General features: G+C 39.8%; 24 protein-coding genes. 17 read left to right on the forward strand and 7 right to left on the reverse strand.

The window, feature by feature from the left end:
• Positions 1–38: 38 nt before the first annotated feature.
• From fucP to Q8S11_RS10120, 13 genes are all read left to right on the forward strand, one after another.
• Positions 39–1,295 (forward strand): L-fucose:H+ symporter permease, encoded by a 1,257-nt coding sequence (gene fucP / locus Q8S11_RS10060; protein WP_305661966.1) that lies wholly within the window; start codon positions 39–41, stop codon positions 1,293–1,295.
• A complete protein-coding gene (locus Q8S11_RS10065) occupies positions 1,288–1,617 on the forward strand; it encodes an L-rhamnose mutarotase (protein ID WP_305661967.1) in 330 nt (109 codons plus the stop codon). Before fucP ends, Q8S11_RS10065 begins: the two co-directional genes overlap by 8 nt.
• Positions 1,618–1,623: 6 nt before the next feature.
• Positions 1,624–3,300, forward strand: coding sequence for a UxaA family hydrolase (locus Q8S11_RS10070; protein WP_305661968.1), 1,677 nt, complete (start codon positions 1,624–1,626; stop codon positions 3,298–3,300).
• 22 nt (positions 3,301–3,322) lie between these two features.
• Positions 3,323–4,087 (forward strand): SDR family NAD(P)-dependent oxidoreductase, encoded by a 765-nt coding sequence (locus tag Q8S11_RS10075; RefSeq protein ID WP_305661969.1) that lies wholly within the window; start codon positions 3,323–3,325, stop codon positions 4,085–4,087.
• A 101-nt stretch (positions 4,088–4,188) separates the two neighbouring features.
• Positions 4,189–5,046 (forward strand): fumarylacetoacetate hydrolase family protein, encoded by an 858-nt coding sequence (locus tag Q8S11_RS10080; RefSeq protein ID WP_305661970.1) that lies wholly within the window; start codon positions 4,189–4,191, stop codon positions 5,044–5,046.
• Positions 5,033–5,860 carry an amidohydrolase gene (locus Q8S11_RS10085; RefSeq protein ID WP_305661971.1) on the forward strand — a complete coding sequence of 276 codons (828 nt, stop codon included), beginning with the start codon at positions 5,033–5,035 and terminating at the stop codon, positions 5,858–5,860. The genes Q8S11_RS10080 and Q8S11_RS10085 overlap by 14 nt, the downstream gene beginning before the upstream one ends.
• Before the next feature lie 142 nt (positions 5,861–6,002).
• Positions 6,003–6,788, forward strand: a complete 786-nt coding sequence (locus Q8S11_RS10090; protein ID WP_305661972.1) for an SDR family oxidoreductase — start codon at positions 6,003–6,005, stop codon at positions 6,786–6,788.
• Positions 6,789–7,292: 504 nt separating this feature from the next.
• Positions 7,293–8,489, forward strand: a complete 1,197-nt coding sequence (locus tag Q8S11_RS10095) for a PAS domain-containing sensor histidine kinase (RefSeq protein WP_305661973.1) — start codon at positions 7,293–7,295, stop codon at positions 8,487–8,489.
• Complete coding sequence (locus Q8S11_RS10100) at positions 8,476–8,919, forward strand: hypothetical protein (RefSeq protein WP_305661974.1); 444 nt, start codon at positions 8,476–8,478, stop codon at positions 8,917–8,919. The genes Q8S11_RS10095 and Q8S11_RS10100 overlap by 14 nt, the downstream gene beginning before the upstream one ends.
• Before the next feature lie 348 nt (positions 8,920–9,267).
• Positions 9,268–9,552 (forward strand): hypothetical protein, encoded by a 285-nt coding sequence (locus Q8S11_RS10105; RefSeq protein ID WP_305661975.1) that lies wholly within the window; start codon positions 9,268–9,270, stop codon positions 9,550–9,552.
• Between the two features lie 269 nt (positions 9,553–9,821).
• On the forward strand, positions 9,822–10,274 hold the full coding sequence (locus Q8S11_RS10110) for a PA2169 family four-helix-bundle protein (protein WP_305661976.1): 453 nt from the start codon (positions 9,822–9,824) through the stop codon (positions 10,272–10,274).
• A 130-nt stretch (positions 10,275–10,404) separates the two neighbouring features.
• A complete protein-coding gene (locus Q8S11_RS10115; protein WP_305661977.1) occupies positions 10,405–10,647 on the forward strand; it encodes a hypothetical protein in 243 nt (80 codons plus the stop codon).
• 133 nt (positions 10,648–10,780) lie between these two features.
• Complete coding sequence (locus Q8S11_RS10120) at positions 10,781–10,999, forward strand: hypothetical protein (protein ID WP_305661978.1); 219 nt, start codon at positions 10,781–10,783, stop codon at positions 10,997–10,999.
• A 79-nt stretch (positions 11,000–11,078) separates the two neighbouring features.
• Here the strand turns inward: Q8S11_RS10120 and Q8S11_RS10125 are convergent, their stop codons facing one another.
• Together Q8S11_RS10125 and Q8S11_RS10130 are read right to left on the reverse strand one after the other, a co-directional pair.
• Positions 11,079–12,083 (reverse strand): FAD:protein FMN transferase, encoded by a 1,005-nt coding sequence (locus Q8S11_RS10125; RefSeq protein ID WP_305661979.1) that lies wholly within the window; start codon positions 12,081–12,083, stop codon positions 11,079–11,081.
• Positions 12,084–12,146: 63 nt separating this feature from the next.
• Positions 12,147–13,526: a putative oxidoreductase C-terminal domain-containing protein gene (locus Q8S11_RS10130; RefSeq protein WP_305661980.1), complete on the reverse strand. Its 1,380-nt coding sequence runs from the start codon at positions 13,524–13,526 to the stop codon at positions 12,147–12,149.
• 125 nt (positions 13,527–13,651) lie between these two features.
• Here Q8S11_RS10130 and Q8S11_RS10135 point away from each other — a divergent pair, with 125 nt between their 5' ends.
• Positions 13,652–14,806, forward strand: a complete 1,155-nt coding sequence (locus tag Q8S11_RS10135; RefSeq protein ID WP_305661981.1) for a glycoside hydrolase family 18 protein — start codon at positions 13,652–13,654, stop codon at positions 14,804–14,806.
• Positions 14,807–14,999: 193 nt separating this feature from the next.
• On the opposite strand, the gene Q8S11_RS10140 is transcribed toward Q8S11_RS10135, so the two are convergent.
• Positions 15,000–15,884, reverse strand: coding sequence for a serine hydrolase (locus Q8S11_RS10140; protein WP_305661982.1), 885 nt, complete (start codon positions 15,882–15,884; stop codon positions 15,000–15,002).
• An 83-nt stretch (positions 15,885–15,967) separates the two neighbouring features.
• Between Q8S11_RS10140 and Q8S11_RS10145 the strand changes: the two genes are divergently transcribed.
• Positions 15,968–17,446, forward strand: a complete 1,479-nt coding sequence (locus Q8S11_RS10145) for a M14 family zinc carboxypeptidase (protein WP_305661983.1) — start codon at positions 15,968–15,970, stop codon at positions 17,444–17,446.
• A gap of 254 nt (positions 17,447–17,700) precedes the next feature.
• Here Q8S11_RS10145 and Q8S11_RS10150 read toward each other — a convergent pair whose 3' ends face one another.
• The 3 genes from Q8S11_RS10150 to Q8S11_RS10160 are packed head-to-tail and all read right to left on the reverse strand — an operon-like array spanning position 17,701 to position 21,066.
• On the reverse strand, positions 17,701–18,672 hold the full coding sequence (locus Q8S11_RS10150) for a glycosyl hydrolase family 18 protein (RefSeq protein ID WP_305661984.1): 972 nt from the start codon (positions 18,670–18,672) through the stop codon (positions 17,701–17,703).
• 21 nt (positions 18,673–18,693) lie between these two features.
• Positions 18,694–19,710, reverse strand: a complete 1,017-nt coding sequence (locus tag Q8S11_RS10155; protein ID WP_305661985.1) for an N-acetylmuramoyl-L-alanine amidase — start codon at positions 19,708–19,710, stop codon at positions 18,694–18,696.
• A 30-nt stretch (positions 19,711–19,740) separates the two neighbouring features.
• Positions 19,741–21,066: a D-alanyl-D-alanine carboxypeptidase gene (locus tag Q8S11_RS10160; RefSeq protein WP_305661986.1), complete on the reverse strand. Its 1,326-nt coding sequence runs from the start codon at positions 21,064–21,066 to the stop codon at positions 19,741–19,743.
• A gap of 203 nt (positions 21,067–21,269) precedes the next feature.
• On the opposite strand from Q8S11_RS10160, the gene Q8S11_RS10165 reads away from it, so the two are divergent.
• Together Q8S11_RS10165 and Q8S11_RS10170 are read left to right on the forward strand one after the other, a co-directional pair.
• On the forward strand, positions 21,270–22,400 hold the full coding sequence (locus tag Q8S11_RS10165) for a P1 family peptidase (RefSeq protein WP_305661987.1): 1,131 nt from the start codon (positions 21,270–21,272) through the stop codon (positions 22,398–22,400).
• A gap of 1 nt (position 22,401) precedes the next feature.
• The gene (locus tag Q8S11_RS10170; protein ID WP_305661988.1) at positions 22,402–23,229 is read left to right on the forward strand and encodes an aminotransferase class IV; all 828 of its coding nucleotides are present in this window, start codon (positions 22,402–22,404) and stop codon (positions 23,227–23,229) included.
• Between the two features lie 53 nt (positions 23,230–23,282).
• Here Q8S11_RS10170 and Q8S11_RS10175 read toward each other — a convergent pair whose 3' ends face one another.
• The gene (locus Q8S11_RS10175; RefSeq protein ID WP_305661989.1) at positions 23,283–23,732 is read right to left on the reverse strand and encodes a YhcH/YjgK/YiaL family protein; all 450 of its coding nucleotides are present in this window, start codon (positions 23,730–23,732) and stop codon (positions 23,283–23,285) included.
• Between the last annotated feature and the right edge of the window lie 181 nt (positions 23,733–23,913).

Genomic DNA, 23,913 nt, shown 5'->3' on the forward strand with positions numbered 1-23,913 from the left:
AAATACATTAACTACGGGACATATTATTACAGGATTATATGGCAAAGAACAAGTACTTCTTCCCTTTTATCATGGTTACCTCTCTTTTTTTCATGTGGGGTTTTGTTCATAACCTGGATCCTATATTAATTCCTCATTTAAAGAAATCTTTCAGCCTGAATGTATTGCAGTCATCCCTGGTAGATTCTGCAGTTTTTATTGCTTACCTGCTCCTGGCCATTCCAGCAGGGATACTGATGAAAAGGTATGGTTATAAGACCGGAATTTTATCAGGATTGGTCTTATTTGCAATCGGTTCTTTTTTGTTTATTCCGGCAGCAAACACACAGCAATATTCATTCTTTCTTGGAGCCTTGTTTATTATTTCATGCGGACTTACGATTCTCGAAACAGCGGCTAATCCTTACGTCTCATTGTTGGGTGATCCTGAGACTGCAACCAGCAGGCTTAATTTTGCCCAGTCATTTAACGGATTGGCGGCTACCATCGCTCCGATCATAGGAGCACGATTTATTTTAACAGAAGGGTACAGCGAAGAGGAATTGAATGCTATGACTGAGAATGCAAGGCAGCTCGCACTGGCTTCTGAAGCCTCAACGGTGAAGGCCCCATATTTTATTCTGGGAAGTTTTATTCTGTTTATTGCACTTATCTTTTATTTCCTGCGGCTTCCTGAAGTAGAGGATAAGGATGAGAGCAAAAGCCTCAACGTATTCAGGGCACTGAGACACCGGCATCTAACCTGGGCGGTTGTAGCACAGTTTTTCTATGTTGGTGCTCAGGTCTGTGTTTTCAGCTTTTTTATTTTGTATGCAGTAGAAGTTGCTGGTATTGACAGTGTTCTGGCTGCAGATTACCTGGGCTGGGGCTGTGGATTAGCGTTTATGATCGGGAGGTTTTTTGGTGTCTTTTTGATGAAATTTATTGCTTCCGAACGCTTGCTGGCTATTTATTCTGTAATCTGTATTTTACTTAGCCTTGTAGCCACTTTTAGTCTTGGATTCATAGCTATTTACGCTGTAATTGGAATTACATTCTTTATGTCTATTATGTTTCCAACAATTTTCTCATTGGGAATAAAGGGATTAGGAAGTGATACCCAATATGGTAGCAGTTTAATAGTAATGGCTATTTTTGGTGGAGCTGTTCTGCCCTTGGTTTTTGGCTATATTTCGGATCTTAGCGGGAAGGTTCAATATGGTCAGATTGTGAGTTTGCTTTGTTTTTGCGTGATCCTGGCTTTTGCAGTAAAAGGATATAAAGTCATAAAACCTCAAATTAAAAACTATGCGTAGATATTGTCTTGCCGTCGATTTAAAGGACGATCCTAAACTCATTGAAGAATATGAATTATGGCATAAAAAAGTCTGGCCCGAAATCATTCAGAGTATCCGTTCTTCAGGGATTGAGGACATGAAAATATACCGTTATTCAAACCGTCTTTTCATGATTATGGAGGTAAATGATGAATTCAGCTTTGAAAAAAAGGCTGCGGCCGACCTTTCGGATCCCAAAGTTCAGGAATGGGAGGAATTTATGTGGAATTTTCAGCAAGCTATTCCGGGAGCAAAGCCGGGTGAAAAATGGGTTTTAATGGAAAAAATATTTCAACTATAATTACAAATGAATACTAATTTCGAAGAGGGGAAAAAACACAGATTTCTGCAGATTCATCCACAGGATAATGTTCTGGTTGCATTGCAGGATCTTGCTAAGGGCGAAGTAATAGATTTTGGAGGAAAGACACTGGTACTCAGTACTGCTGTAGAATCGAAACATAAGTTTACGCTCCTGCCATTTAAAAAAGGGGAGAGGATTATCATGTACGGGGTCCTTGTTGGTATAGCCAATCAGGAAATTGGGCAGGGTGAAACCATTTCAGTGCATAATGTAGATCATGCTTCCAGTGAGTATGCCCTTGGGAAGCGCAAAACTCATTGGGATAAGCCCGATACTTCGGCCTTTAGGTCTAAAACATTTAATGGATTTCACCGTGCAGATGGTTCGGTTGGAACACGGAATTTTTGGCTGGTAATTCCTCTGGTTTTTTGTGAAAACAGAAATGTAAATGTACTCAAGGAAGCTCTGGATGAAAAATTGGGCTACAAGAAGGTTCAAAGTTATGAAAATGAAGTCGAAAGTCTGATCTCCCTTTACAAAACAGGAAAATCAACCGAAGAAATTCTGAATGCCGATTTACAGGCTACACCCAATGAAGCAAAGAGAATCCGTTTATTCCCTAATGTGGATGGAGTGAAATTCATTACCCATGATATGGGCTGTGGAGGTATAAAGCTGGATGCGGATAGTTTATGCGGGCTGATAGCCGGATATATAACCCATCCAAATGTTGCGGGGGCTACAATACTGAGTTTAGGTTGCCAGCATTCGGAGGTCAGCACCTTACAGAACGAAATAAGGAAGCGTGATCCGCAATTCAGTAAGCCAATGGCTATTCTCGAACAACAGGCATTGGGGACTGAAACGAACTTAATGCAGGAGGCTTTGAAACGTACTTTTGCTGGTCTGATTGAAGCGAATAAAAATGAACGGAAAACGGCACCAATTTCGAAGATTTGTATCGGTTTGGAGTGTGGTGGCTCGGATGGATTTTCGGGTATATCGGCAAATCCTGCGCTTGGATATGTGTCAGATATTCTGGTATCATTGGGCGGATCAGTTGTTCTTTCAGAATTCCCGGAGCTTTGTGGAGTAGAACAGGAACTTAGTGATCGATGTGTGGACGAAGAAACTGCAACCCGATTTATGCATCTGATGAATACTTATAATGCGAGGGCGGTAGCTGATGGATCCGGTTTTTATGCCAATCCATCCCCCGGAAATATACGCGACGGGTTGATTACTGATGCAATGAAATCTGCCGGAGCTGCTAAAAAAGGTGGATCCTCACCAGTAACAGCTGTTCTTGATTATCCTGAAAAGATTAATAAAATGGGACTGAACCTACTGTGTACTCCTGGAAGCGATGTTGAAAGTACCACTGCAGAAGTGGCCGCAGGTGCCAATATCGTGCTTTTTACTACAGGATTGGGTACCCCGACGGGGAATCCGGTTACACCGGTTATCAAGCTGAGTACCAATACAAAAACATTTCTGAAAATGCCTGATATTATCGATATTAACTGCGGAACGATTATCGACGGTTCGGAGACCATAAAGGAGAACGCCCATCGGATTTTGGACTATGTGATCAGGGTTGCTAGCGGCGAAGAGCAACCTAAAGCTATGCAATTGGGTCAGGACGATTTTATCCCATGGAAACGTGGTGTTTCATTATAATTTTATCAAATTTTTAAATATTATGTTTAGCTTAAAAGGAAAAACAGCCGTAATTACAGGAGGCGGAAGTGGTATCGGAAGAGGTATCGCAATGGTGTTTGCAGCCCAGGGTGCCAATGTGAAGATCATTGAATTGAACCAGGATGCGGGTCTTGCAGTAGTAAAAGAGATTACAGATAATGGTGGAATAGCTTCTGCACATGCTTGTGATGTTTCAAAACAGGCAGATGTGCTTTCGCTGTTTAACAGTATCGGTCAGATCGATATTCTGGTTAATAATGCAGGTATTGCGCATGTAGGAAGAGCCGACACGACTTCTGAAGCAGATATGGACAGGATCTATAATGTCAATGTGAAAGGCGCCTACAATTGCCTTTTCGCTGCAATTCCATTGATGAAGAAAAGCGGCGGTGGTGCCATTCTGAACCTGGCATCTATCGTGGCTATTGTGGGTGTAGCTGATCGCTTTGCCTATTCAATGAGTAAAGGTGCAATTTATGCAATGACACTTTCGGTAGCAAAAGATTATCTTGATGATAAGATCCGTTGCAATAGTATCTCACCTGCAAGGGTACATACACCCTTTGTAGATGGATTTATTGCCAAAAACTATCCTGGTCAGGAAAAAGAAATGTTCGAGAAACTGTCTAAAACACAGCCTGTTGGCAGAATGGCAAGGCCTGAGGATATCGCAGCTATCGCACTATACTTGTGTTCGGATGAAGCCAGCTTCGTAACAGGGAATGATTATCCGATAGATGGAGGTTTTATTAAGCTGAATAGCTAATCTATACAACTCAAACAATGCCGCAGGGCCTATTTTTTTAAACGGATGGACTATTTGTTGCCTAAACAGAAAGGATCATCCATACAAAATTCAATAAACAGATGAAATTAATCAGATGGGGGAAACCCGGACAGGAAAAAACAGGAGTAATTATCAATGATGTAAAATACGATACATCTGCTTTTGGTGAAGATTACAATGAGGCATTCTTTGAAAACGACGGACTGAATCGTTTGTCTGCATTTTTGAAAACAAATGAGGGTAAATTGAAAGTAATTGCTGATTCAGAGCGTCTGGGTTCTCCGGTTGCCCGTCCTTCCAAGATCCTTTGTATCGGGTTAAATTATGTGAAGCATGCAGAAGAGTCGGGAATGGCTATTCCGGCAGAACCAATTCTTTTTATGAAATCAACAACCTCCTTAGTAGGCCCATATGACGATATTACTATTCCCAGGAATTCGGTAAAATCAGACTGGGAAGTAGAACTGGCCTTTGTAATCGGTAAAAAAGCAAGCTATGTTACAGAGGCGGAAGCAATGGATTACGTAGCCGGATATTGCCTCCATAATGATGTTTCTGAGCGTGAATGGCAGTTGGAGCGAGGCGGTACCTGGGATAAAGGTAAAGGCTGCGATACCTTTGCACCGGTTGGCCCATTTTTGGCGACAAAAGATGAGATCGCTGATCCGCATAAATTAAGATTGTGGTTAAAACTGAATGGTAAGATCATGCAGGATAGCAATACCGACGATCTGATCTTCAATATTCCTTTTCTGGTATCTTATCTGAGTAATTTCATGACCCTTCTTCCGGGCGATATCGTTTCAACAGGAACACCTGCAGGGGTGGGATTAGGATTTAAACCACCAATATTCCTGAAAGATGGTGATGTGATTGAGCTGGGTATCGACGGACTAGGTGAATCCAGACAAGTTGCCAAAGCCTATGCTAAAGCTTGATTCCCATCAGCATTTTTGGAAATTTAATTCAATAAGAGATAATTGGATCACAGAGGAAATGGAGGTCATACGTCATGACTTCCTTCCTCCTGATCTTAAACCACTGCTTTATGCCAATGGGATAGAGGGCTGCATCGCGGTGCAGGCCGATCAGTCGGAAAGCGAAACAGATTTTCTCCTCGCTCAGGCTAAAGAGCATAATTTCATTAAAGGAGTAGTAGGTTGGGTGGATCTTTGCTCCCCCAACATTCATGAACGGCTCGAACATTATTCTCAATTCTCAACGTTAAAAGGATTCAGACATATTCTGCAGTCCGAGCCTGTTGAATTTATACTCAAACCAGAATTTCAAAGAGGAATATCGGCTTTACATGTTTTCGGCTTTACCTATGATATTCTCATCTACCCTCAGCACCTGCCTGTCATCCCGGACTTGCTCAGGAGCCATGGCAATCAAGCCTTCATCATCGATCACCTCGCAAAACCGGATATCAAAAATGGTCTTCTTGGCAATTGGGAAACCGAAATGAAACATATTGCTTCATTCGAAAATGTTTACTGCAAGCTTTCGGGCATGGTAACCGAAGCCGATCTGAGAAACTGGAAGAAGGAAGATATATTTCCTTACATGGATAAAGTTTTCGATTTTTTTGGAGCAGAACGACTGATGTTTGGCAGCGATTGGCCGGTATGCAAACTGGCAGGGGAGTATGATGAGGTTTGTGGATTGCTGGAGGAATATCTGAGTAAATTAAGTATCAGGGAACAGGAATTGGTTTGGGCGAAGAATGCGGAACAATTCTATAAACTTTAGTACATTTCGTCTGTCAATGGTAGCACAGTACTTTGTTATTGCTCCTCTGGTCGGTGTTTTCACCGACCAGGAGATATGAGTGTACTTATGGTACGGTGATAACACCGACTAGAGGGGATTCTGCTTAATAAAAAGCAAACAAATGGATTTAAAATTAAAGGATAAGGTAATTCTGGTCAGTGGAGGTGCTAAGGGCATCGGTAAGGCAATTGTTAAAGTTTTGGCTTCTGAAGGTGCCATTCCAGTGATCATTGGAAGAAATGAGACTGATAATCTGAAGGTACTTGCTGAACTCGAATCTTTAGGGTCAGAGGCTTTTCAGATTAGGGCAGAGTTAACCAGGCCCGAAGAATGTGAGAAGGTGATTAAATTGACACTGGAAAAATTCGGAAGGATTGATTCATTAGTAAATAATGCCGGGGTAAATGATAGTGTTGGTTTAGAGAACGGTTCTTACGAAGGTTTTGTAGCCAGTCTGCATAAGAATATGATTCATTATTATTTACTTGCACTTCATGCCTTGCCTGCACTTAAAAAATCAAAAAATGCTGCGATCGTAAATATCAGTTCGAAAACAGCCGAAACGGGGCAGGGAGGTACCTCGGCCTATGCCGCAGCAAATGGCGCGCGCAATGCCTTAACCCGCGAATGGGCAGTTGAATTATTGCCCTATGGTATTCGGGTCAATGCCGTAATTGTTGCAGAATGCTGGACTCCCCTGTACGAAAGCTGGATCAAAACCCTTCAAAACCCTGAAGAAAAGTTGAAAAACATTGTTAGTAAAATTCCCCTCGGGAACCGCATGACCACAGCGAAGGAAATCGCAGATACCGTTGCCTTTTTACTGTCTGAGCGATCTTCACATACTACCGGACAATTGATCCATGTGGATGGAGGTTACGTCCATCTTGACCGGGCGATTCAGTAGAGCTTAAAGCGGAAAGCTTAAAGTTGAATGCTGGAAAGGAAAAGGGTCAATTATGACCGTCAAATACCCATTTTACCGGGGGGGGTAAAATTTATTCTCTCAGTCCTTCTCCCGATCAGAGAGTGAATATTTCAGAAGCCAGTAATACATTAGAACAACATTCTACCTAAATATAGCAGCTCTCATAAAGTACGGCATCGGATTTGTATATAGTTATGAGTTATTCCACCTTGAATCATTAACAGCTAACTTTGAATGTGTGAAATGAGTTCAAATGGTCATGTGTGTATAATCCTTGATCTATTTTAAGCAATTATACAGGGAGTGTAGTAAACACGTTGTATACAGTGTTTCAGAGAATGAATATTTTTAAATTTTAATAAAATTGTCGTAATACTGCTGGAATTGACCGGTTTTGGTGTCTTTATAGCAGGAAGAAAATTTCATACACCAAGCCGCAGAAACCTTTACATTTTAATTTAATGTAATGAAAAAATTAATCTAATGGAAAACAAACAGGACAATCAGATAATTCTTAAAAATAGATATGTACCAACTACTGAGTTTTATAGCCAAATTATTGACAGCTTACAGGATTATTCAATTTTTACATTAGATAAAGAATACAAAATAAATAGTTGGAGTTCTGGCTCAACAAAAATATTTGGTTACGAAGCGGATGAAGCTATCGGAAAACCCTTCGATTTAATATTTACGGATGAAGATTTAAAAAATGGTATTCAGAAAAAAGAAATTGATACTGCATTAAAGGAAGGCAGGGCAACAGATAATAGATGGCACATTACCAAAGACAAAAGTCTCTTTTTTGCTTATGGACTGGTTTTTCCACTGATGGGTACTGAAGGAGAATTGTTGGGCTATGTTAAGATTTTACGGGATTTGACAGAAAGGAAGAAATCGGAAGATGCCATTAAAAATTATATCAGGGAATTGGAAGAACTTAATACTCATAAAGAGAGTGTTTTAGCAATACTTTCGCACGATTTGAGAAGCCCCCTTTCATCTATTGTCGGTACTCTAGCCTATTTAAAAGAAGATTTTCAAAAAATGAAAGGCGAAGATGTTCAGGAAATGCTTGACCTGCTTTTTCAATCGTCAAAGGATGGCTTAGAAATGTTAGACTATTTGGTAGAATGGGCAAGAATCAAATACGCATCTGAGGCATATACTCCAACAAAAATTAAATTAACCCAATACATTGATAAAGTCTTTGAAACTTTATCCGACACAGCTTCCATAAACGCTATAAATCTTCATCACGAAATTGAGCCCGATACTGCAGTATTTGCAGATGGTAAAATGTTGATTTCCATTATTCAAAATATCGTTTCCAATGCGATAAAACATTCTAATAGAGGAGATACAGTTACTATTTCAGCGCATGCTAAGGATGATAAAATTATTGTCCAGGTTAAAGACACAGGAACTGGAATGTCAGAAGAAATAATGAAAAAACTTTTTACTCCGCAAATGAAAGTTCTTTCTGAAGCAAGGAAATTAAATAAGGGTGCTGGAATTGGATTGTTACTTGTAAAAGGATTTTTAGAAAAAAATGGAGGTGAAATTTGGGTTGAAAGTGTTGAAGGTGAAGGATCCTCATTTTATTTTACCCTGCCTATTGAGAAACCATTGCATAAAACAGACAGTTCAGACGAAATTATGTTTGATGAAAGTGCATAAGGTGCTGCTTGCTCCATTTATATCTAGAAAAATGAAAACAATCAAAAATTTAGTAATAATCGGATTTATAGCTCTGATATCTTCCTGTGCCAGTACAGCAATGTTTCCTGTATCAGTTACAGTACCAGCAGCAGTAATCAAAGCAACAAAAAAGCAAGATCCAAATAATAATTATGTCATTGAATTGATAGCTGAAAATTTAGCGGAAGCAAGCAGGTTAGATCCTCCTATGAATAATTATAGCGTCTGGATTGTCACATCTAATGGTGATACAAAAAATGTTGGGCAATTATCCAATAAAAATGCAAGAAAAACTGTTTTGAGAACTTTAACACCATTTAACGTTAAGGAGATTTTTATTACAGCAGAAAAGCAAGGAAATTTGACTGCCCCAGAAGGTGTTGAGATCTCCCGTGCTAAATTTAAATAAAATGCTACAGCAGGAATTCTGGAATAATTTTTTATTTCTTCTCCATTTTTGAATTAATTTTCTGCTTGCCGGCTAAATTGTGAAAACATTCCCACTGAACCCGATAATGTGTCAAAACCTTCGGATAATATTCCCTTTCCACGTATTTCATATTTGATAGCTTCCAGTAAATTCCCTGTTCGGCCAAATAAGGTTTGTCCCATGAATCTATCATAATAAATAAAAAAGCCCAATCCGTCATCTTGCTGTGGTGTAAAGCCAGAGATCCAGCTATTTTTTTGCAAAAGCTTGCAAATATCTATTTTATAATTTACTTTGCAATTCAAAGTACTTTTAAATAAATAGAAAATGAAAAACAGAAGATTAATTATCATTTTATCAATAGCAGGAATACTTCTGCTCATTCCTCTGATTGCAATGCAGTTCACGAATGAAGTCGACTGGAACATCTTTGACTTTTTAATTATGGGCGTCCTATTGTCGGGCACAGGCTTGTTGTGTGAACTCGTAATGAGAAAAGTAAAGGGCAGGCTTAATAGAATTATTATCTGTGGAGCTGTATTATTCGTATTCTTTCTCATCTGGGCTGAACTTGCAGTTGGAGTATTTGGTTCGCCATTTGCGGGTTCTTAAGACAGTAATGTAATGATAATCATTCCTGTGAACATGAGAATCTTGCAACTCTTTTCAGAAATTCTATAATATTTACCTCAATATAGAACTGCACTTTTGTAGAACATAAAACAAAGGTTTTGCAGGAAACAAGATCTGTTTTTAAAAATGATGTCTGCTTGCCGGGTGTAAATATTTTTTGCGGACACAAGGTCATTGTTTTCTAATCTGTAGGACAATCAAAGCTGAAATTTCATACAACCTGTAAAAACTATTAAACAAACAAAACAATGGAAAATTCAAAGACAATTGATGTGCTAAATACGCTCATCACTATCAATAACGATAGAATTGAAGGTTATGAAACAGCATCAAATGAAACCGAAGAGCAGGACTTAAAAATCCTGTTTGCACAACTAAGTTCAACCAGCCAAAAATGCAAGCAAGAATTAAGCATTGAAGTGAGCAAGTTAAACGGTACACCGGCCGAAGGCACCATGGTCTCAGGTAAGTTCTTTCGAGTATGGATGGATGTAAAAGCAGCACTCACTGGTAAAGACCGCAAAGCTATTCTCAACTCATGTGAATATGGTGAGGATGTTGCGAAAGGCACATATGAACATGCATTAAAAAATGATACAGAACATTTAAGTACCGAACTTCAAACTATGATTAAGGCACAACACACATTACTTGTTGCTGATCATGACAAAGTGAAAGCTTTAAGAGATGCTATAGTGTAATTCTAAAAGAGTGATTTTTCACAAATGCTTATTCCTAAAATTCAAGCACTAATTGAAAGTTCAGATAAACTGAATTAAATTTAGTGCTTGATGTTTTTAAAAAGTATGACATTGATACTATAAAAAAAAAATGGCAAAAAGAAAAAATAGCCAGGGGCTGAATAAAGCCGGCACTATGTTAGAACAAAAAACCTTTCAGGACTTCAATAATCGCAAACCTTCTTTGAGCGATCCAAACGAAAGAAAAAGTAAGTTAAACCCTGAAGATTTAGAACAGCCAGAACAGGCTGGAATTCCGGTGTCGGATGAAAAGCCTGAAGTACTGAAAACAGTGCCAGGCGCCCCACGAGCAAGTACAAAGGACGATGAATAGAAATTTACGCTACTGTAAGGAATTTTGCGTGAATCTAAAGATTACAAATTAAATACCAATTTCATGTTTGTTTAAAGGCAGGCTATTTTAACGTTTTTTTCTTAAGTTTATAAATACATCTAATCATAAAGCTATGAATAAAGTTATCGGGGCAGTATTAATTATTGCCAGTTTAGCAATTGCTTATATCGGAATTACTAAAATTTCGCAAAGCACAGAATCTGTTAGTTTTTTGGGTATAAAAATCGAAGCCTCAGATAATTCGGGCAAAACAGAGGGCTTCCTCTTTCTGGGACTTGCGGTTGCACTTTTTGCCGGGGGAATTTATACCCTGAACAGAACAAAAAGCTAATCTATTTTTGATTAGACACAAAGCTTTATGCTCAGCTTTTGCTATTGATGTAAGGGCAAAGAACTATTATGCCGGCATTTCATCTGAAAAATCCCGCACTGGACGTATCTTTAATTGCGCCATGTTTATCCTGATAGATGAAATAAGCCTCCAGTCCTTTATGCTTTTTCAGAAAGGTAAAAGCATTTTTTAAATCCTTGCCGATCAAAACATTATCATAGCCATCAGCGCTCATCGCGTTTCTGGTTCTGACAGTCACGCTGATCATTTCATTTTCAATCGGCCTGCCGGTTTTCGGATCCATCAGGTGGGAAAGCTTTTTTGATCCGTTCTGGATATATTTTCGGTAATTGCCGGAAGTAGTGATTGCACCGCCTTTTAATTCGATGATTTTCTGGATACCTGCTTCTTCATCCTTATCCTCAGAAGGCTGTTCAATTCCGATCCGCATGATCTGATTTCCGGGCTGTTTACGTCCTTTGACTCTAATCTCTCCTCCAATTTCTATCAGGTAATTTTGAACGCCCTGCGATTCGATATAATCCGCAATCACATCCACACTATAACCCTGGGCAATACCATTCACATCAATCTTCAAGCAGGGAGTATCTTTAACCAATTGCCTGCCAATGATATGTAGCTTATCTGAACCTGAACATGCAATTGCCTTGCTGATTATTTCATCTGATGGCTGATTACTGTGCCGTTGCGCCCCGAAACCCCAGGCCTCTACGATGGGAAGAATGCTGATATCGAACACCCCATCACTTTCCTTCCAGATCTTTAAAGATCGCTTCACCACCTTATACAGATGCTCATCCATCTCTATTCCTTTTTCAGAACTATTGAACTGATTGATCAGGGAATAGGCCTTGTAGATTGAAAGGGAGCTGTCAAGTTCAGTAAATTTTTGTTCGATTGATTGTGAGCTGATAATTACATCCGCGGCATAATAGGTAATCTGATAACTGGTGCCCTGCGCGAACCCGGAAATTTGGAATTGGGAGTAAGATGGAAATCTTCTATTACCACAACTGAGTAGGATTAATAGGATTGGTAGGATTACAATATTTTTTATACTCAAAATCTTACCCTGCTTAAAAACCCTACACATCCTAAAATCTTATAATCCTAAAATCCTCTAATCCTAATATCCTAATGCGCCAGTCGTAGTATAATATTTCGCAATCATGTTCGGTACTTCCCATGCAGGCATAGTATTGTTCAGAATATACCCGATTGCCACTTCAGCAGAGTTTGTGCGTTTGAATGTACCTGGTTTTACGATCCATTCATTGCCTTTTTGAATGATGTCCAAGCCGGGGTATTTTTGCTGCAGTTTGTTTTTTACCTTTTCGATGGCCGGTGTGAATTCAGCAGCCGGAATTCCTGTAGCGGATTTGATGTATAATGTAGCCCGGTAATTCTCCTCTGCTCCCTGTCTGAGTTCAAGGTCGGCTTTAGTACCTCGCATCAGGGCAAAGTGGGTATCGCTTGAGCCTGCAGGCTCCCTGTATTTCCAGTTAACAGTCACTTTAGCATGCACCCCTTTGATGGTATAATTGATTTCTCCATTGGCTAAGACTGATAGAATACTGTCTTTTAGATATTTTTTCAGGTAATCAGGATAATCGACGCGGGTAACCCTTTTAAATTCGGAAGGTGTCAGATCAGTAGCCCACTCCTTTGAACTCAGGATTTTGATGTCCTTTTTGTATTTGAGTTTAACTTCCGGAAATCCGGCCCATTGCGTCATGTCGACAAGGTGCGTACTCACATCAGTAATTCCATGACCTTGCTGCTCAATGTCAAAGAACCATGCCGGGCGACGGGCAGGTTCTGTGCCTGAGAATTTCAGGAAATGGTGTAAGTTTTCCTGGATCAGTGAGGGATCATCCACACTTCCTTTTTTGAGTGTTCCAAACAGTTCCGGCATTTCTGCCAGTTCCTTCTGCAGAATATTGCTGATATCATAACGTAGATCCATCGGGTCAAATATCAGGACTTTCTTTTTCTTTGCCAGTTTGAAGGATTTTTTCAGCATTTCAAAATCTTTTGGTGTTACTGCCAGTGGCTTATCCGCTAAAACATGAATTCCCGCTTCAATGGAACGGCGCATGTATTCAGCTTTTTTGCTGTTATTCCCTGAAATAATTACCGCATTGCCTTTTTTTTCGGCCAGCATCCTTTCCAGGTAATCTGCGCCGGTATAAACCACCATTTTCCATTTAGTGGGATTGGAAGAGCGGGAATTCATTCCATTGATGCTTTTTAAATAGGTTTCTACATCCGGACCAGCGGGTGCATACACATGCACTTCTGGATCTAGCCCTTCATACATTCTGCCCTGCATATAAGTTGCATGTCCATGGCCGGGATCCAGAACGATAAGTTTGATCGGAGCATTTTGGGCAAAACTCTGTATCGAAAATAAACTAAATAAAAGAAATGCCAGTGAGAAGAGAATAGATTCGGGTTTTAACAGAGTGTTAATAAAATTTTGTTTTTTGAAAATTTGAATTGCCATTTTTTTATTCGGGCTTAATTATTTAACGAATTTTTCTACAAGAATTGAACTTAATCAAATATAAGAGAATTGATTAATCCTGTATTTTTATATATTTAATCATTTACATATTCATTCTGTTCAAAATGAGTAATCCGCTTATACTATTCAGAAAATTCATCCCTGCATTTTTTATGCTGATCGTCTTGCTTGTATCTACAGTCAATGCCCAGACCCAAAAGCCTAAAAAATTTATAGTGAATGGCTACGTTGGGGGCTATCGTGGCTTAGTTAAAGTTGATGAGATTGATGCCGATAAATTAACTCATATCAATTACGCTTTTGTGAATGTAAAAGATAGCCTGGCATTTCTTACCAATCTGAAGACTGATTCTACTAATTTCCGACTGCTAAACGGACTGAAAAAAATCAATCCCGATCTTAAAATCGTAATTTCCATCGGCGGATGGTCATGGAGTGAAAATTTTTCTGATGCGGTCTTGACCCCAACATCCAGAAAATTATTTGCAAAAAGCAGCGTGGATATTGTCAGGCAATTTGATTTGGATGGGGTGGATATCGACTGGGAATACCCGGCTATGAGGGGCGAGGAAGGGAATGTGTACCGGCCTGAAGATAAGCAGAATTTCACCCTCATGTTCAGGGAGATTCGTGCCGAATTAGATAAACTGGAAGCTGAAAAGGATCGGAAATATCTTCTGACAGCAGCAGTAGGTGGATCCAAATCCTTCGTAAACAATACAGAAATGGCTGAAGTTGCCAAAATTCTCGATTATATCCTGATCATGACCTATGATTATGGGGGTAAAACGGTAGCGCATCATACCAATCTCTATCCTTCGAAAGGGATGGAGAATTCCAGTTCAGCGCATAAATCGGTGATGGATTTTATAGAGGGAGGAGTGCCTGCCCATAAAATCGGACTTGGTGCTGCATTTTACAGCAAGAGCAGGGAGTCAGAGAACGCAATAAAAAATGGACTTAATCAGCCGCAAGTTTCAGGTTCGAAGGCAACTGCCGGGCAGGGAGGAGGCTATACCAAAATGAGGAATGAGTTTATCAATAAGAATGGTTACACACGACATTGGGACAGGCATGCAAAAGCTCCATACCTTTTTAATCCGGATACAAAAGTTTTTATTACCTACGACGATGAACGCTCAATCAGAATGAAAGCTAAGTATATCAGAAAGCATAAACTTGCAGGTATTTTTTTTTGGGAGTATTTTTCTGATCCGGATGAATATCTTTTGAAGGAGATTGATAGAGTACTTCCCTGAGTTAAGAACCAAGAATCAGGAATCAAGACCAACTGTATTAAGACATAAATTTTGTGTCTTAGATTTTGGGGTGAAGTAATCTGTTATCCCTGACGAAGGAGGAATCTTTATGTTACGGACTATCTGTTTCAAAAGAGTAGTTCATATAATATAAACAAAAATGTCTTGATTCCTGGTTCCTGGCTCAAAAAAACTACTCCTTGTTCACAAAATAATCATATATCATCCTCGACACTCTCGCCATCGATTTCACCGCTGACTTATCGTTATCCAATTCCTTCGATAATAATACCAGAACATATTTTCTCCCATCCGGAAGTATCACGATTCCGGCATCATGATTTACTCCGGTGATCCAGCCGGTTTTGTGCGCTACCTTTACTTTTTTGGGTAGTTTTGCAGGGATTTTGTCATTAAATTTCTGATCGAGCAGGATATTGATCATCGCATCAGAAGAAGATTTGTCAACGGCAAGTCCATTGGCCATTTTTGAAAATATAAGCATCTGGTCGTAGGCTGTTGTCGTATTGTTCAGTCCCGCACGGAAGGCTTTGGTATCTTCCACACCTCGCAAAACCTGTATGTCATTGGCTCCCAGCTCACGCATGGTTTTGTTTGCATTATGTGCCCCCACGAGATCGATGACAATATTAGTGGCCAGGTTACTGCTTTGAATGATCATAAGATAAAGCAAATCATAAATCTTTACTTTTTTGCCTGCTTTAGTATACAATTCAGTTTCGCTATCGTCTTTTGGATTTAGTGAATAAGTGCTTCCGTCAACTATGCTTTTGAATTCATTTTTAACAATCAGCGAGTCATTAATAGAAAATTTTCTGGAATTAGCCTGCTTAAAGGCCTCAATTAGTACCGGGGTTTTCATCGTACTTGCGGCATGAAAATTTATCTTTTCATTGATCAGGATTTCTTCCCCGCTAGCCAGATTTCTATAAGCCATGGCAAATACTCCCTTATTTTTTGAGAGTTCTGCTTTTATCTTATTCCTGAGTTCTTCCGGATCTTTTGGCCCTGATGGTAACATGAAAAGTAGAATTGGCAGGATTAATGAATACATCATAATACTCCGTAATTTAATGGAGTAATGGCGAATATAACAATAGTATAATTTGTATTTTTAGTTCCCATAAATATTATGAAAATATGATCAGATCAAATAGTTTATTGTTGTGTGCTTTGCTGCTAACGATGTTTCAGGCAGCCATGTGCCAGGTAGATCTGAAAAGTGTAGATCAGGTATGGGATCATTACGAGCGATACAAGGAAACAGTAATTACAAATCGATTTCTTAAGCATTCCGATGTCGTTTCCCTGATAAATAAACATACTGCATCCGGCTTATTTATTTCCGAAGAGATTGGCCAGTCTGTTAGGGGAAGAAGTATTAATCATTTGACAATCGGAACTGGTAAAACAAAGGTTCTATTATGGTCACAAATGCATGGTGATGAGTCGACGGCTACCATGGCTTTATTCGATCTGTTCAATTTTCTGGCAGCGGATGATGAACATAACGATCTGCGAAAGCTGATTCTGGGCAATCTGGAGCTCCACATTGTTCCGATGCTCAATCCCGATGGGGCTCAGCAATGGAAAAGAAGAAATGATATAGAAATTGACGTAAACAGGGATGCCCGTATGCTTGTCACACCTGAGGGTAGGGCATTGATGAGCCTTGCGAAGAAAATACAACCCGAAATTGGCTTTAATCTTCATGATCAAAGCACCTTATATGCTGCCGGCAGAAACGAAAATACCGCTACTATATCTTTTCTGGCTCCGGCTTATGATTATCCGAAGAGCATGAATGAGGTCAGGAAAAGAGCCACACAATTGATTTTGACGATGAATAAAGCACTGCAGACCAAAGTTCCGGGTAAGATCGCCAAATATGATGATGCTTTTGATCCCCGTTGTTTTGGGGATACCTTTCAGGGGATGGGCATTTCAACTATTCTGGTTGAGTCAGGAGGGTATTATGCCGACCCTGAAAAACAATTTATCAGGAAACTAAATTTTTATGCCCTTCTGAATGCTTTTGTGTCGATCGCTGAGAAAACTTATGCAAGTCAAAAGCTGGCTGATTATCAGGCTATTCCTGAAAACAGCAGATCTTTGTATGATGTATTGGTCAGAAATGTAAGTATAAATAAGGAAGGTATCCAGTTCCGTACCAACCTGGGGATTGTTCGTTCCCAAATCAAAGGTCCTGATTCCGGAAGTATGTCATATAATGGACGTATCGAAGAACTGGGAGATGTTGAACTTACTCATGGCTATGACGAAATTGAAGCCTCAGGCCTGACATTTACTCCGGGTAATATCAAACTAATGCGTAAAAGAGAATGGGAAGCATTAAGTCCGCAGCAGGAGCTTGACCTGATCAGAACAGGCTATCTATTTGTAAAATGGACGGATGGGACATCGCCCTCAGGCCCCTTGAACGGAAGGCTCCTAAACCTGACCAATAAGAAAAATAATACAATTCAAACTGCTTCGATAGGTCAGCAAGCTCAATTTTTGCTAAGCAGGGATGGAAAACCCGTTTACGCACTGCTTAATGGTTATGTATTGGATTTGACTAAAGATGTGACAACAGTGCCAAATGTGTTTGGGTATTGAGAGATTTTTTATTGAATTTAGCCCTTTCCAACCTTAAATCCGATCTCAGGAAAATTCTCATTATCCGGATGTTTACCTGAATAGCTCTTTCGCTACGTAATACTACTGATAACATAGCTACCCCCTGTTCTGTAAAAGCATATGGGAGTTTTCTCGTACCTCTCAGCTGTCTCAGCTGTCCGGAGAGTTTAGCGCAGCGTCTCTCCGGATGCTAAATAAAAAAGAGTCTTCAGACTCGCTAGCGCGATAAAATCTTACTTTGAATAAGCAATCTTATTGATCAGACTTAGTAAAGATCGATCACCTGCAGCATCCCCTAATATTTGCCAGATCATTATTCCGGAAGCATTTTCTTTTGCAAGCAGAGTTTTTTTACGGATTGTATCTTCACCATTGTAATACATGATCATTCCGTCAGGCATTGTTATCTCATCAGTTTTTTCAGCTCCCGGGAAAGTGGTAACGATCTGTCTGTAGTTCATGCTTGAAGCTTTAGAAGTCAGCTCAGGACCGAATCCATAACCATAAAAACCGACGCCCAGAACAATTTTTTCTTTGGGGATGTTTCTTTGGGTTCTAAAGTAGTCAAGATCCGCAAGGGCATGCTCATAGCTTGAATGTGGACCAGGTTTGGAAGGTCTCCATGGACCGGTATGATCATAACTCATCAGGGTCATGAAGTCGTATTGAGCCAAAGCCCTGTCACTTAGCTGATCTTTATAAAAGATGGCGATCGCCGAAGTAATCAGTTTTTTATGAGGCCTCAGTACACTGGCAAGTCCGATTACGAAATTTTCGTAATTCTCATCAATGTCACTTCCCTCAATATCAACATCAATACCATCAAAATTGTATTTTAAGCTAATAAGCAGGAGGTCGTTAATGAATCTAGCCCGATTCTCATCCCTCAGGAGTTTATGGTAATATTCATGTCTTCCGCCGCCTGCAATTGATGGAAGGACCTTAACACCGTGTTTATGCGCCGCTTTAATAAAGGGTTCAAGTGCAGAAAGATCCTGATTAAAATTGCCCAGGGTATCGGGATTCAGAAATGAAAGATTGATATGTGTCAGTTTATCAAAGGGGACAGTCTTTAAATCGGCAGTCATTGCCGCTTTCAGTGAATAGTATCCAACAACTTTGAAATTCGATTTTTTCTTTGACTGGGCCTGTGCCTGCGAGAAAAGGACTGCCAAACAAATGGACAATAGAATTTGCTTATTCATTTTAGAATCGGTGGATTGTTATCAATTTGGATAGAATTCCTTTACCCTTATTTCTTCCTTTAAAGCTTCTTCAATTTTGCCCTGTTTTCTCAAAATTGCGGCCCTGTATTTATGACATTTTGCGGCTACATAAGAGTCTGGAAAAGATCGTGCAGATTGTGTGAATAAGTCATAAGCTTTTTGCTGCGACTCAGCATCTTTTTTCTTCATCAGTTTTTTACCGTCAATATAATCCTGGTGCCAGCGTCTGGCAATGGCACTCATCCGGTCGGCCTCCTGTAAGGTGGCAAACTGCGGAGGAAATTTGGATGGTGTTTTCGGGCTGATGGTAAGATTCCCTTTTTTAAAGAATTTCTCAATTGCTTTGGCGATGGCATGAGCTTCATTATAATTATGTTCCCTGGTTTTTAAACGGGCTTCTTCCTCCGGGTTAGTGAACAGGGATGCTTCGGCAAGAACACCGGGTATACCATAGGTACCTCTCAATACAGAAGATCCTGCACCTGAAAAAATGGTAAAATCAGAAACTACACTGTAGGGGGTTTTTGTTTTGTACATGTATTTCTTAAGATTCTTTGCAAGCATTTTTCCAAAAGCCACGCCCGCCTGGTTTTCTGATGCAAGGCCATGATAGTAAATGATAGGGAAATTAACTGATGGGTCGGCAGTTGCGTTATGATGAATGGAAATAAAGAAATCAGCTTTGTTTTCAACGGCCATTTTAGAGCGTTCTGCAAGAGGGAAGGGAACATCGCTGCTTCTGGTCATTAGTACTTTTGCTCCTTTCTCTTCCAGAATTTCTTTTAAAAGCAAGGCAACCCGAAGGTCTATCCATTCCTCCCTTTCGCCAGTAGGCCCCTGACGGTAACTGTCGGTAGCCGCAGAACCGCCATGACCGGGGTCGATACAGATTATTTTACCATTTAAAGTATTTTTAGTTGAATTCTGCTGCGCTAAAGTATTTTGGAAGTGTCCAACAAGAATTAGTAATAAAATCGCCTTTATTTTAAAGAATTTTCTGTGTTTTAGAATATACATGAGAATTTGATATTAGAATAATGGACAGAATTAATAGTTTTCATGAAAATAAGTGATTATCCGGCCCATTTCGTTCCTGATATCTGCCGTTGGAATCAAAAAGTTATTATTCATAAATGAATACATGTATTTTTTGCCTTTTCGGGTAACAAAAAATCCTCCTTGCAGATGAACGTTTTGAAGGGTGCCTGTTTTTGCCCAGACAAATGGTCGACCATTATCAGTTTCATAAGCATTTCGAAGTGTACCGCTTACTCCGCCGGCAGGCAGCAAATTAAGCAGCCTATCTTCAGTGCCAAGCGTTTCCTTTAATTTGGTCAAAATCCTGATGATCGAACGCGGACTGAACAAATTATATCTCGATAATCCTGACCCATCTCTCCATTGGAATTTGTCAGGCAGGTCATTCAGGAAATTCTTTGAGCTATAGGAGATGGCCGAATCAACACTTAGTTTTCCCGGAAGAAGGGAGGAGCAGAGATACAGAATCTGCTCGGCGAGGTAATTATCACTTGGAAGCATCATTCTTCTGTACAGGCTATCTGATGGTACGCTATAAATGGTCTTTGCATTTTGAGGCATATTCATATGGATGATATTGACAGCTAGCTTAAGTGTATCACTAAGTGTTGCGGCTGTGAGATCTGCTCCCGGTACAAGGTAAAGTGTTTGCCTGTAATTTGCAGGCATGGTCATTTGTGGATAAATGAAGGTATTGGTTTTATCATCCCTGCGAACATTGAATGTTCTTGGATGGTAAGAAGTATCCGCTTGCAGGTATTGCTTTAAAAAAGCAGGTTTGATCGCTAAATTTCCGTTATTATCTGCATATGCCAAAGCTCTGTTTTCGCCTACCGGTAATGAAACCATTGCGATCTGGTAAATAGAGTAACCGTTGAATTCGGTACCAGCATTACTATGCGAGTAAAACAGTTTTTTGCCTGAATTTTTGAGGAAGTCATATACCCGCGTTGATTTCAGATCAGGATGAAGAAGTGAAGGGTCACCTGTCCCCCAGAAGATCAGGGAATCACCTTTGTTAATATATCGAAGTCCGGGAATAGAATCACCCAGCATACGGACTGCGGTGTATAAAGTAAAAAGCTTGGTATTTGATGCAGGTATTGCAGGTTTGTTTGCATCCAGTTCATATACCGGTTTCATGGTTTTGAGATCATAAAGAGAGAAGCCGGTATAGTGGTTTTGAAGAATCTCTGAACCCGCAAAGACTCTGGCTACTTTTCGTTTATTTAATTTCTGTGCTTCAGTGCCCGTACTGAATAAAAGCATAATGAACAAACATAATAAAGCGTTCATCATGTTTTTATTTAAGTTTTCCGGAATGATCTTTTTCAAGAGTTTTAGTTAATTATTTTTTTTGATAAAATGGCTGATCTGTTCGTTTTGGAGCAGGGATAATTTTATGCAAGATAGCGTTCCACCTTGAAAGATAAAAGAACAAATAAAAGGCTGACAGGGTTCTAAACCCTGTCAACCTTTTCCTAAGCCCTGTCAGCCTTAATACTTTTTATTTAAGATTATTGTTTAATATTGTGTCTATGCAAAAACTCTTTATTATTGTTCTTTTTAGCCTTATCCCGACTCTTTTGATGGCTCAGAATTCCCTGCGGCCCAGAGAAATGGGATTGAAGATCGGAGTTTTGCCGGCAGGCGCATTGAATGCTATAACAGATGTTCCCGGTGTTAAGGTTGGGCATAAAACCCTGATCATCGGAGAGTCAGTTCGTACAGGGGTGACTGCGATTCTTCCTCATGATGGAAATCTTTTTCAGTCCAAAGTCCCTGCGGCTGTATTTGCAGGAAATGGTTTCGGAAAACTGAGCGGAACTACCCAGATTGATGAACTGGGTACTTTGGAAAGTCCGATTATACTAACCAATACCCTCAATGTTGCCGAGGGTATTCAGGCTGTGATTGAATATACACTTTCACAGAAAGGCAATGAAATGGTACAGTCTGTAAATGCCGTGGTAGGAGAAACCAATGATGGTAATTTAAATGATATTCGTGGCCGTCATGTAAAAAAGGAAGATGTACTATATTCCATTCAATCTGCTTCAGCTGGTCCTGTTTCTGAAGGGAATGTTGGCGCAGGAACAGGCACGGTATGTTTCGGATATAAAGGTGGAATAGGTACATCCTCAAGAAAATTACCTCAGAGTCTTGGAGGATATACAGTAGGTGTACTCGTTCAAACAAATTTTGGAGGGGTCTTGCAGATTGGCGGAGTTCCGGTGGGAGAGGAATTGGGAATGTTCTCATTCAGTGATAAATTGCTGAATAATGTGGATGGTTCCTGTATGATTGTTGTGGCAACAGATGCACCCCTGGATTCGAGAAATCTGGAACGTTTAGCTAAGCGGGCCTTCATGGGAATGGCCAAGTCGGGAGGGATTGCATCGAACGGAAGCGGCGATTATGTGATCGCTTTTTCTACTGCCGAAACTCTGCGTGTTCCTCATCAGCCTGCCCAGCCTGTAATTCAGTCAGGATATCTGCATAATGATTTTACCTCACAGTTATTCATGGCGGCTATCGAAGCAACGGAAGAGGCTGTTATTAATTCCCTTTTTGCTGCTAAGACTAGCACAGGAAATAATGGGCGTAAGATCGAATCCCTTCCCCTGAATAAAGTGATTCCGATACTTAAAAAATACAATAGACTATAAAATGAGTAAATTATTCGTTTGGGTAAATGATTCTTTGATTCCTTCTGATGAAGCGAACGTAAATATTGCCGACCTCGCAGTACAGAGAGGCTACGGAATCTTTGATTTTTTTAAGACCATAGATGGAAAACCTGTTTTTCTTGAAGATCATTTGGATCGTTTATTCCGATCTGCTGTACTGATGCGGCTTGAGCTTAAGCAAAGCCGTGATGAAATAAAAGTCAGGATCAAAAGGCTCATTGAAAGGAATAACCTGAATGATTCAGGTATAAAAGTTATTCTTACAGGTGGTTTTTCTTCTGATGGATTCAATATCGCAGAACCAAACCTGATCATTAGCCAGCAGGCTTTTCAAATCCCGCGATCAATGTCAGAGAAAGGCATCAGTATCCTGACCCATGAATATCAGCGGCAGTTTTCGGATGCTAAAACGCTGGATTATCTTCAGGCCATCTGGCTGCAGCCTATCCTGAAGGAGAAAAAGGCAGATGATGTATTGTATTATTCCGATGGAATGATTCGTGAATGCCCGCGGGCGAACATATTTATTGTTACAAAGGACCAAAAAGTACTTACTCCCGAATCAGGGATGTTAAAAGGGGTTACAAGAAAGCAGGTACTTGAAATCTCAGCAGACGCTTATGAAACTGAAACCCGGGATATTAGCATGGAAGAGTTTAGAAATGCCAAAGAAGTTTTTATTACCAGTACTACTAAAAATATTCTGCCGGTGGTTCAGGTAGATGGACATGTAATAGCTGATGGGAAGCCGGGGGAAGTGAGCCGGGCTTTGGCTTTGGAATACAACAGGATTATTTACCCATCCTGATTTAAATTGATCAGAAAAGGGATTAAACAATATTGCCTTCCCTTTTCTGACTATTATAATCTGACCTTTACGATCAATTTTTTGATTATTCCATCAGCAATCATAGGTGCATGTACATCTTCAGGAAAGAAGATTGCAAATTGATTGTCTGTTAACTCGAAATAGGTGTCGGGTGTATCGTTGTAAAACAAAACATCCTTTTCAGAATTGTATTCACCTTTAAGCGATTTACAGCTATTGCGTGGTTTCCAACCCAGTTTTTCCTTCCCACTAATGCAAAGCTGAATGTCAATATTCTTATTATGACATTCAAATTTAGCGATAGACTCTTCTGCTGTCATTCCTTCTTTTTCTACCACTACATAATTTAAGCCTTCGCTGATCTCGTATTTTCCAGCTTCAACCTGTTTCAGGTCAATTGAATTTAAAAATTCAAATGCTTTTGCAAAGAGAGGATGCACGGAGGTGTATTTTCCAGCGTTTTCAAGGGTATCTATAATCATGGTCTTTCTATTTATTAATTTCTGAATATTAAAAATCCGCCAGGAACGCTGGCGGATTTTCTGATAAATATTATTCTTTAACGCTGAACACGTCCTGAACCATCACCACCTACCAGATCTTTAACTTCTGATAAAGTTGCATGATTTAAGTCGCCCGGAATAGTATGTTTAATCGCAGAAG

It is taken from the genome of Daejeonella sp., assembly GCF_030695525.1.
Lineage (GTDB): Bacteria > Bacteroidota > Bacteroidia > Sphingobacteriales > Sphingobacteriaceae > Daejeonella.

Bases quoted from the DNA above. Each gene is read 5' to 3' on its own strand.
- fucP (WP_305661966.1), top strand. From the start codon at position 39: ATGGCAAAGAACAAGTACTTCTTCCCTTTTATCATGGTTACCTCTCTT.
- Q8S11_RS10065 (WP_305661967.1), top strand. From the start codon at position 1,288: ATGCGTAGATATTGTCTTGCCGTCGATTTAAAGGACGATCCTAAACTC.
- Q8S11_RS10070 (WP_305661968.1), top strand. From the start codon at position 1,624: ATGAATACTAATTTCGAAGAGGGGAAAAAACACAGATTTCTGCAGATT.
- Q8S11_RS10075 (WP_305661969.1), top strand. From the start codon at position 3,323: ATGTTTAGCTTAAAAGGAAAAACAGCCGTAATTACAGGAGGCGGAAGT.
- Q8S11_RS10080 (WP_305661970.1), top strand. From the start codon at position 4,189: ATGAAATTAATCAGATGGGGGAAACCCGGACAGGAAAAAACAGGAGTA.
- Q8S11_RS10085 (WP_305661971.1), top strand. From the start codon at position 5,033: ATGCTAAAGCTTGATTCCCATCAGCATTTTTGGAAATTTAATTCAATA.
- Q8S11_RS10090 (WP_305661972.1), top strand. From the start codon at position 6,003: ATGGATTTAAAATTAAAGGATAAGGTAATTCTGGTCAGTGGAGGTGCT.
- Q8S11_RS10095 (WP_305661973.1), top strand. From the start codon at position 7,293: ATGGAAAACAAACAGGACAATCAGATAATTCTTAAAAATAGATATGTA.
- Q8S11_RS10100 (WP_305661974.1), top strand. From the start codon at position 8,476: ATGAAAGTGCATAAGGTGCTGCTTGCTCCATTTATATCTAGAAAAATG.
- Q8S11_RS10105 (WP_305661975.1), top strand. From the start codon at position 9,268: ATGAAAAACAGAAGATTAATTATCATTTTATCAATAGCAGGAATACTT.
- Q8S11_RS10110 (WP_305661976.1), top strand. From the start codon at position 9,822: ATGGAAAATTCAAAGACAATTGATGTGCTAAATACGCTCATCACTATC.
- Q8S11_RS10115 (WP_305661977.1), top strand. From the start codon at position 10,405: ATGGCAAAAAGAAAAAATAGCCAGGGGCTGAATAAAGCCGGCACTATG.
- Q8S11_RS10120 (WP_305661978.1), top strand. From the start codon at position 10,781: ATGAATAAAGTTATCGGGGCAGTATTAATTATTGCCAGTTTAGCAATT.
- Q8S11_RS10130 (WP_305661980.1), bottom strand. From the start codon at position 13,526: ATGGCAATTCAAATTTTCAAAAAACAAAATTTTATTAACACTCTGTTA.
- Q8S11_RS10135 (WP_305661981.1), top strand. From the start codon at position 13,652: ATGAGTAATCCGCTTATACTATTCAGAAAATTCATCCCTGCATTTTTT.
- Q8S11_RS10140 (WP_305661982.1), bottom strand. From the start codon at position 15,884: ATGATGTATTCATTAATCCTGCCAATTCTACTTTTCATGTTACCATCA.
- Q8S11_RS10145 (WP_305661983.1), top strand. From the start codon at position 15,968: ATGATCAGATCAAATAGTTTATTGTTGTGTGCTTTGCTGCTAACGATG.
- Q8S11_RS10150 (WP_305661984.1), bottom strand. From the start codon at position 18,672: ATGAATAAGCAAATTCTATTGTCCATTTGTTTGGCAGTCCTTTTCTCG.
- Q8S11_RS10155 (WP_305661985.1), bottom strand. From the start codon at position 19,710: ATGTATATTCTAAAACACAGAAAATTCTTTAAAATAAAGGCGATTTTA.
- Q8S11_RS10165 (WP_305661987.1), top strand. From the start codon at position 21,270: ATGCAAAAACTCTTTATTATTGTTCTTTTTAGCCTTATCCCGACTCTT.
- Q8S11_RS10170 (WP_305661988.1), top strand. From the start codon at position 22,402: ATGAGTAAATTATTCGTTTGGGTAAATGATTCTTTGATTCCTTCTGAT.
- Q8S11_RS10175 (WP_305661989.1), bottom strand. From the start codon at position 23,732: ATGATTATAGATACCCTTGAAAACGCTGGAAAATACACCTCCGTGCAT.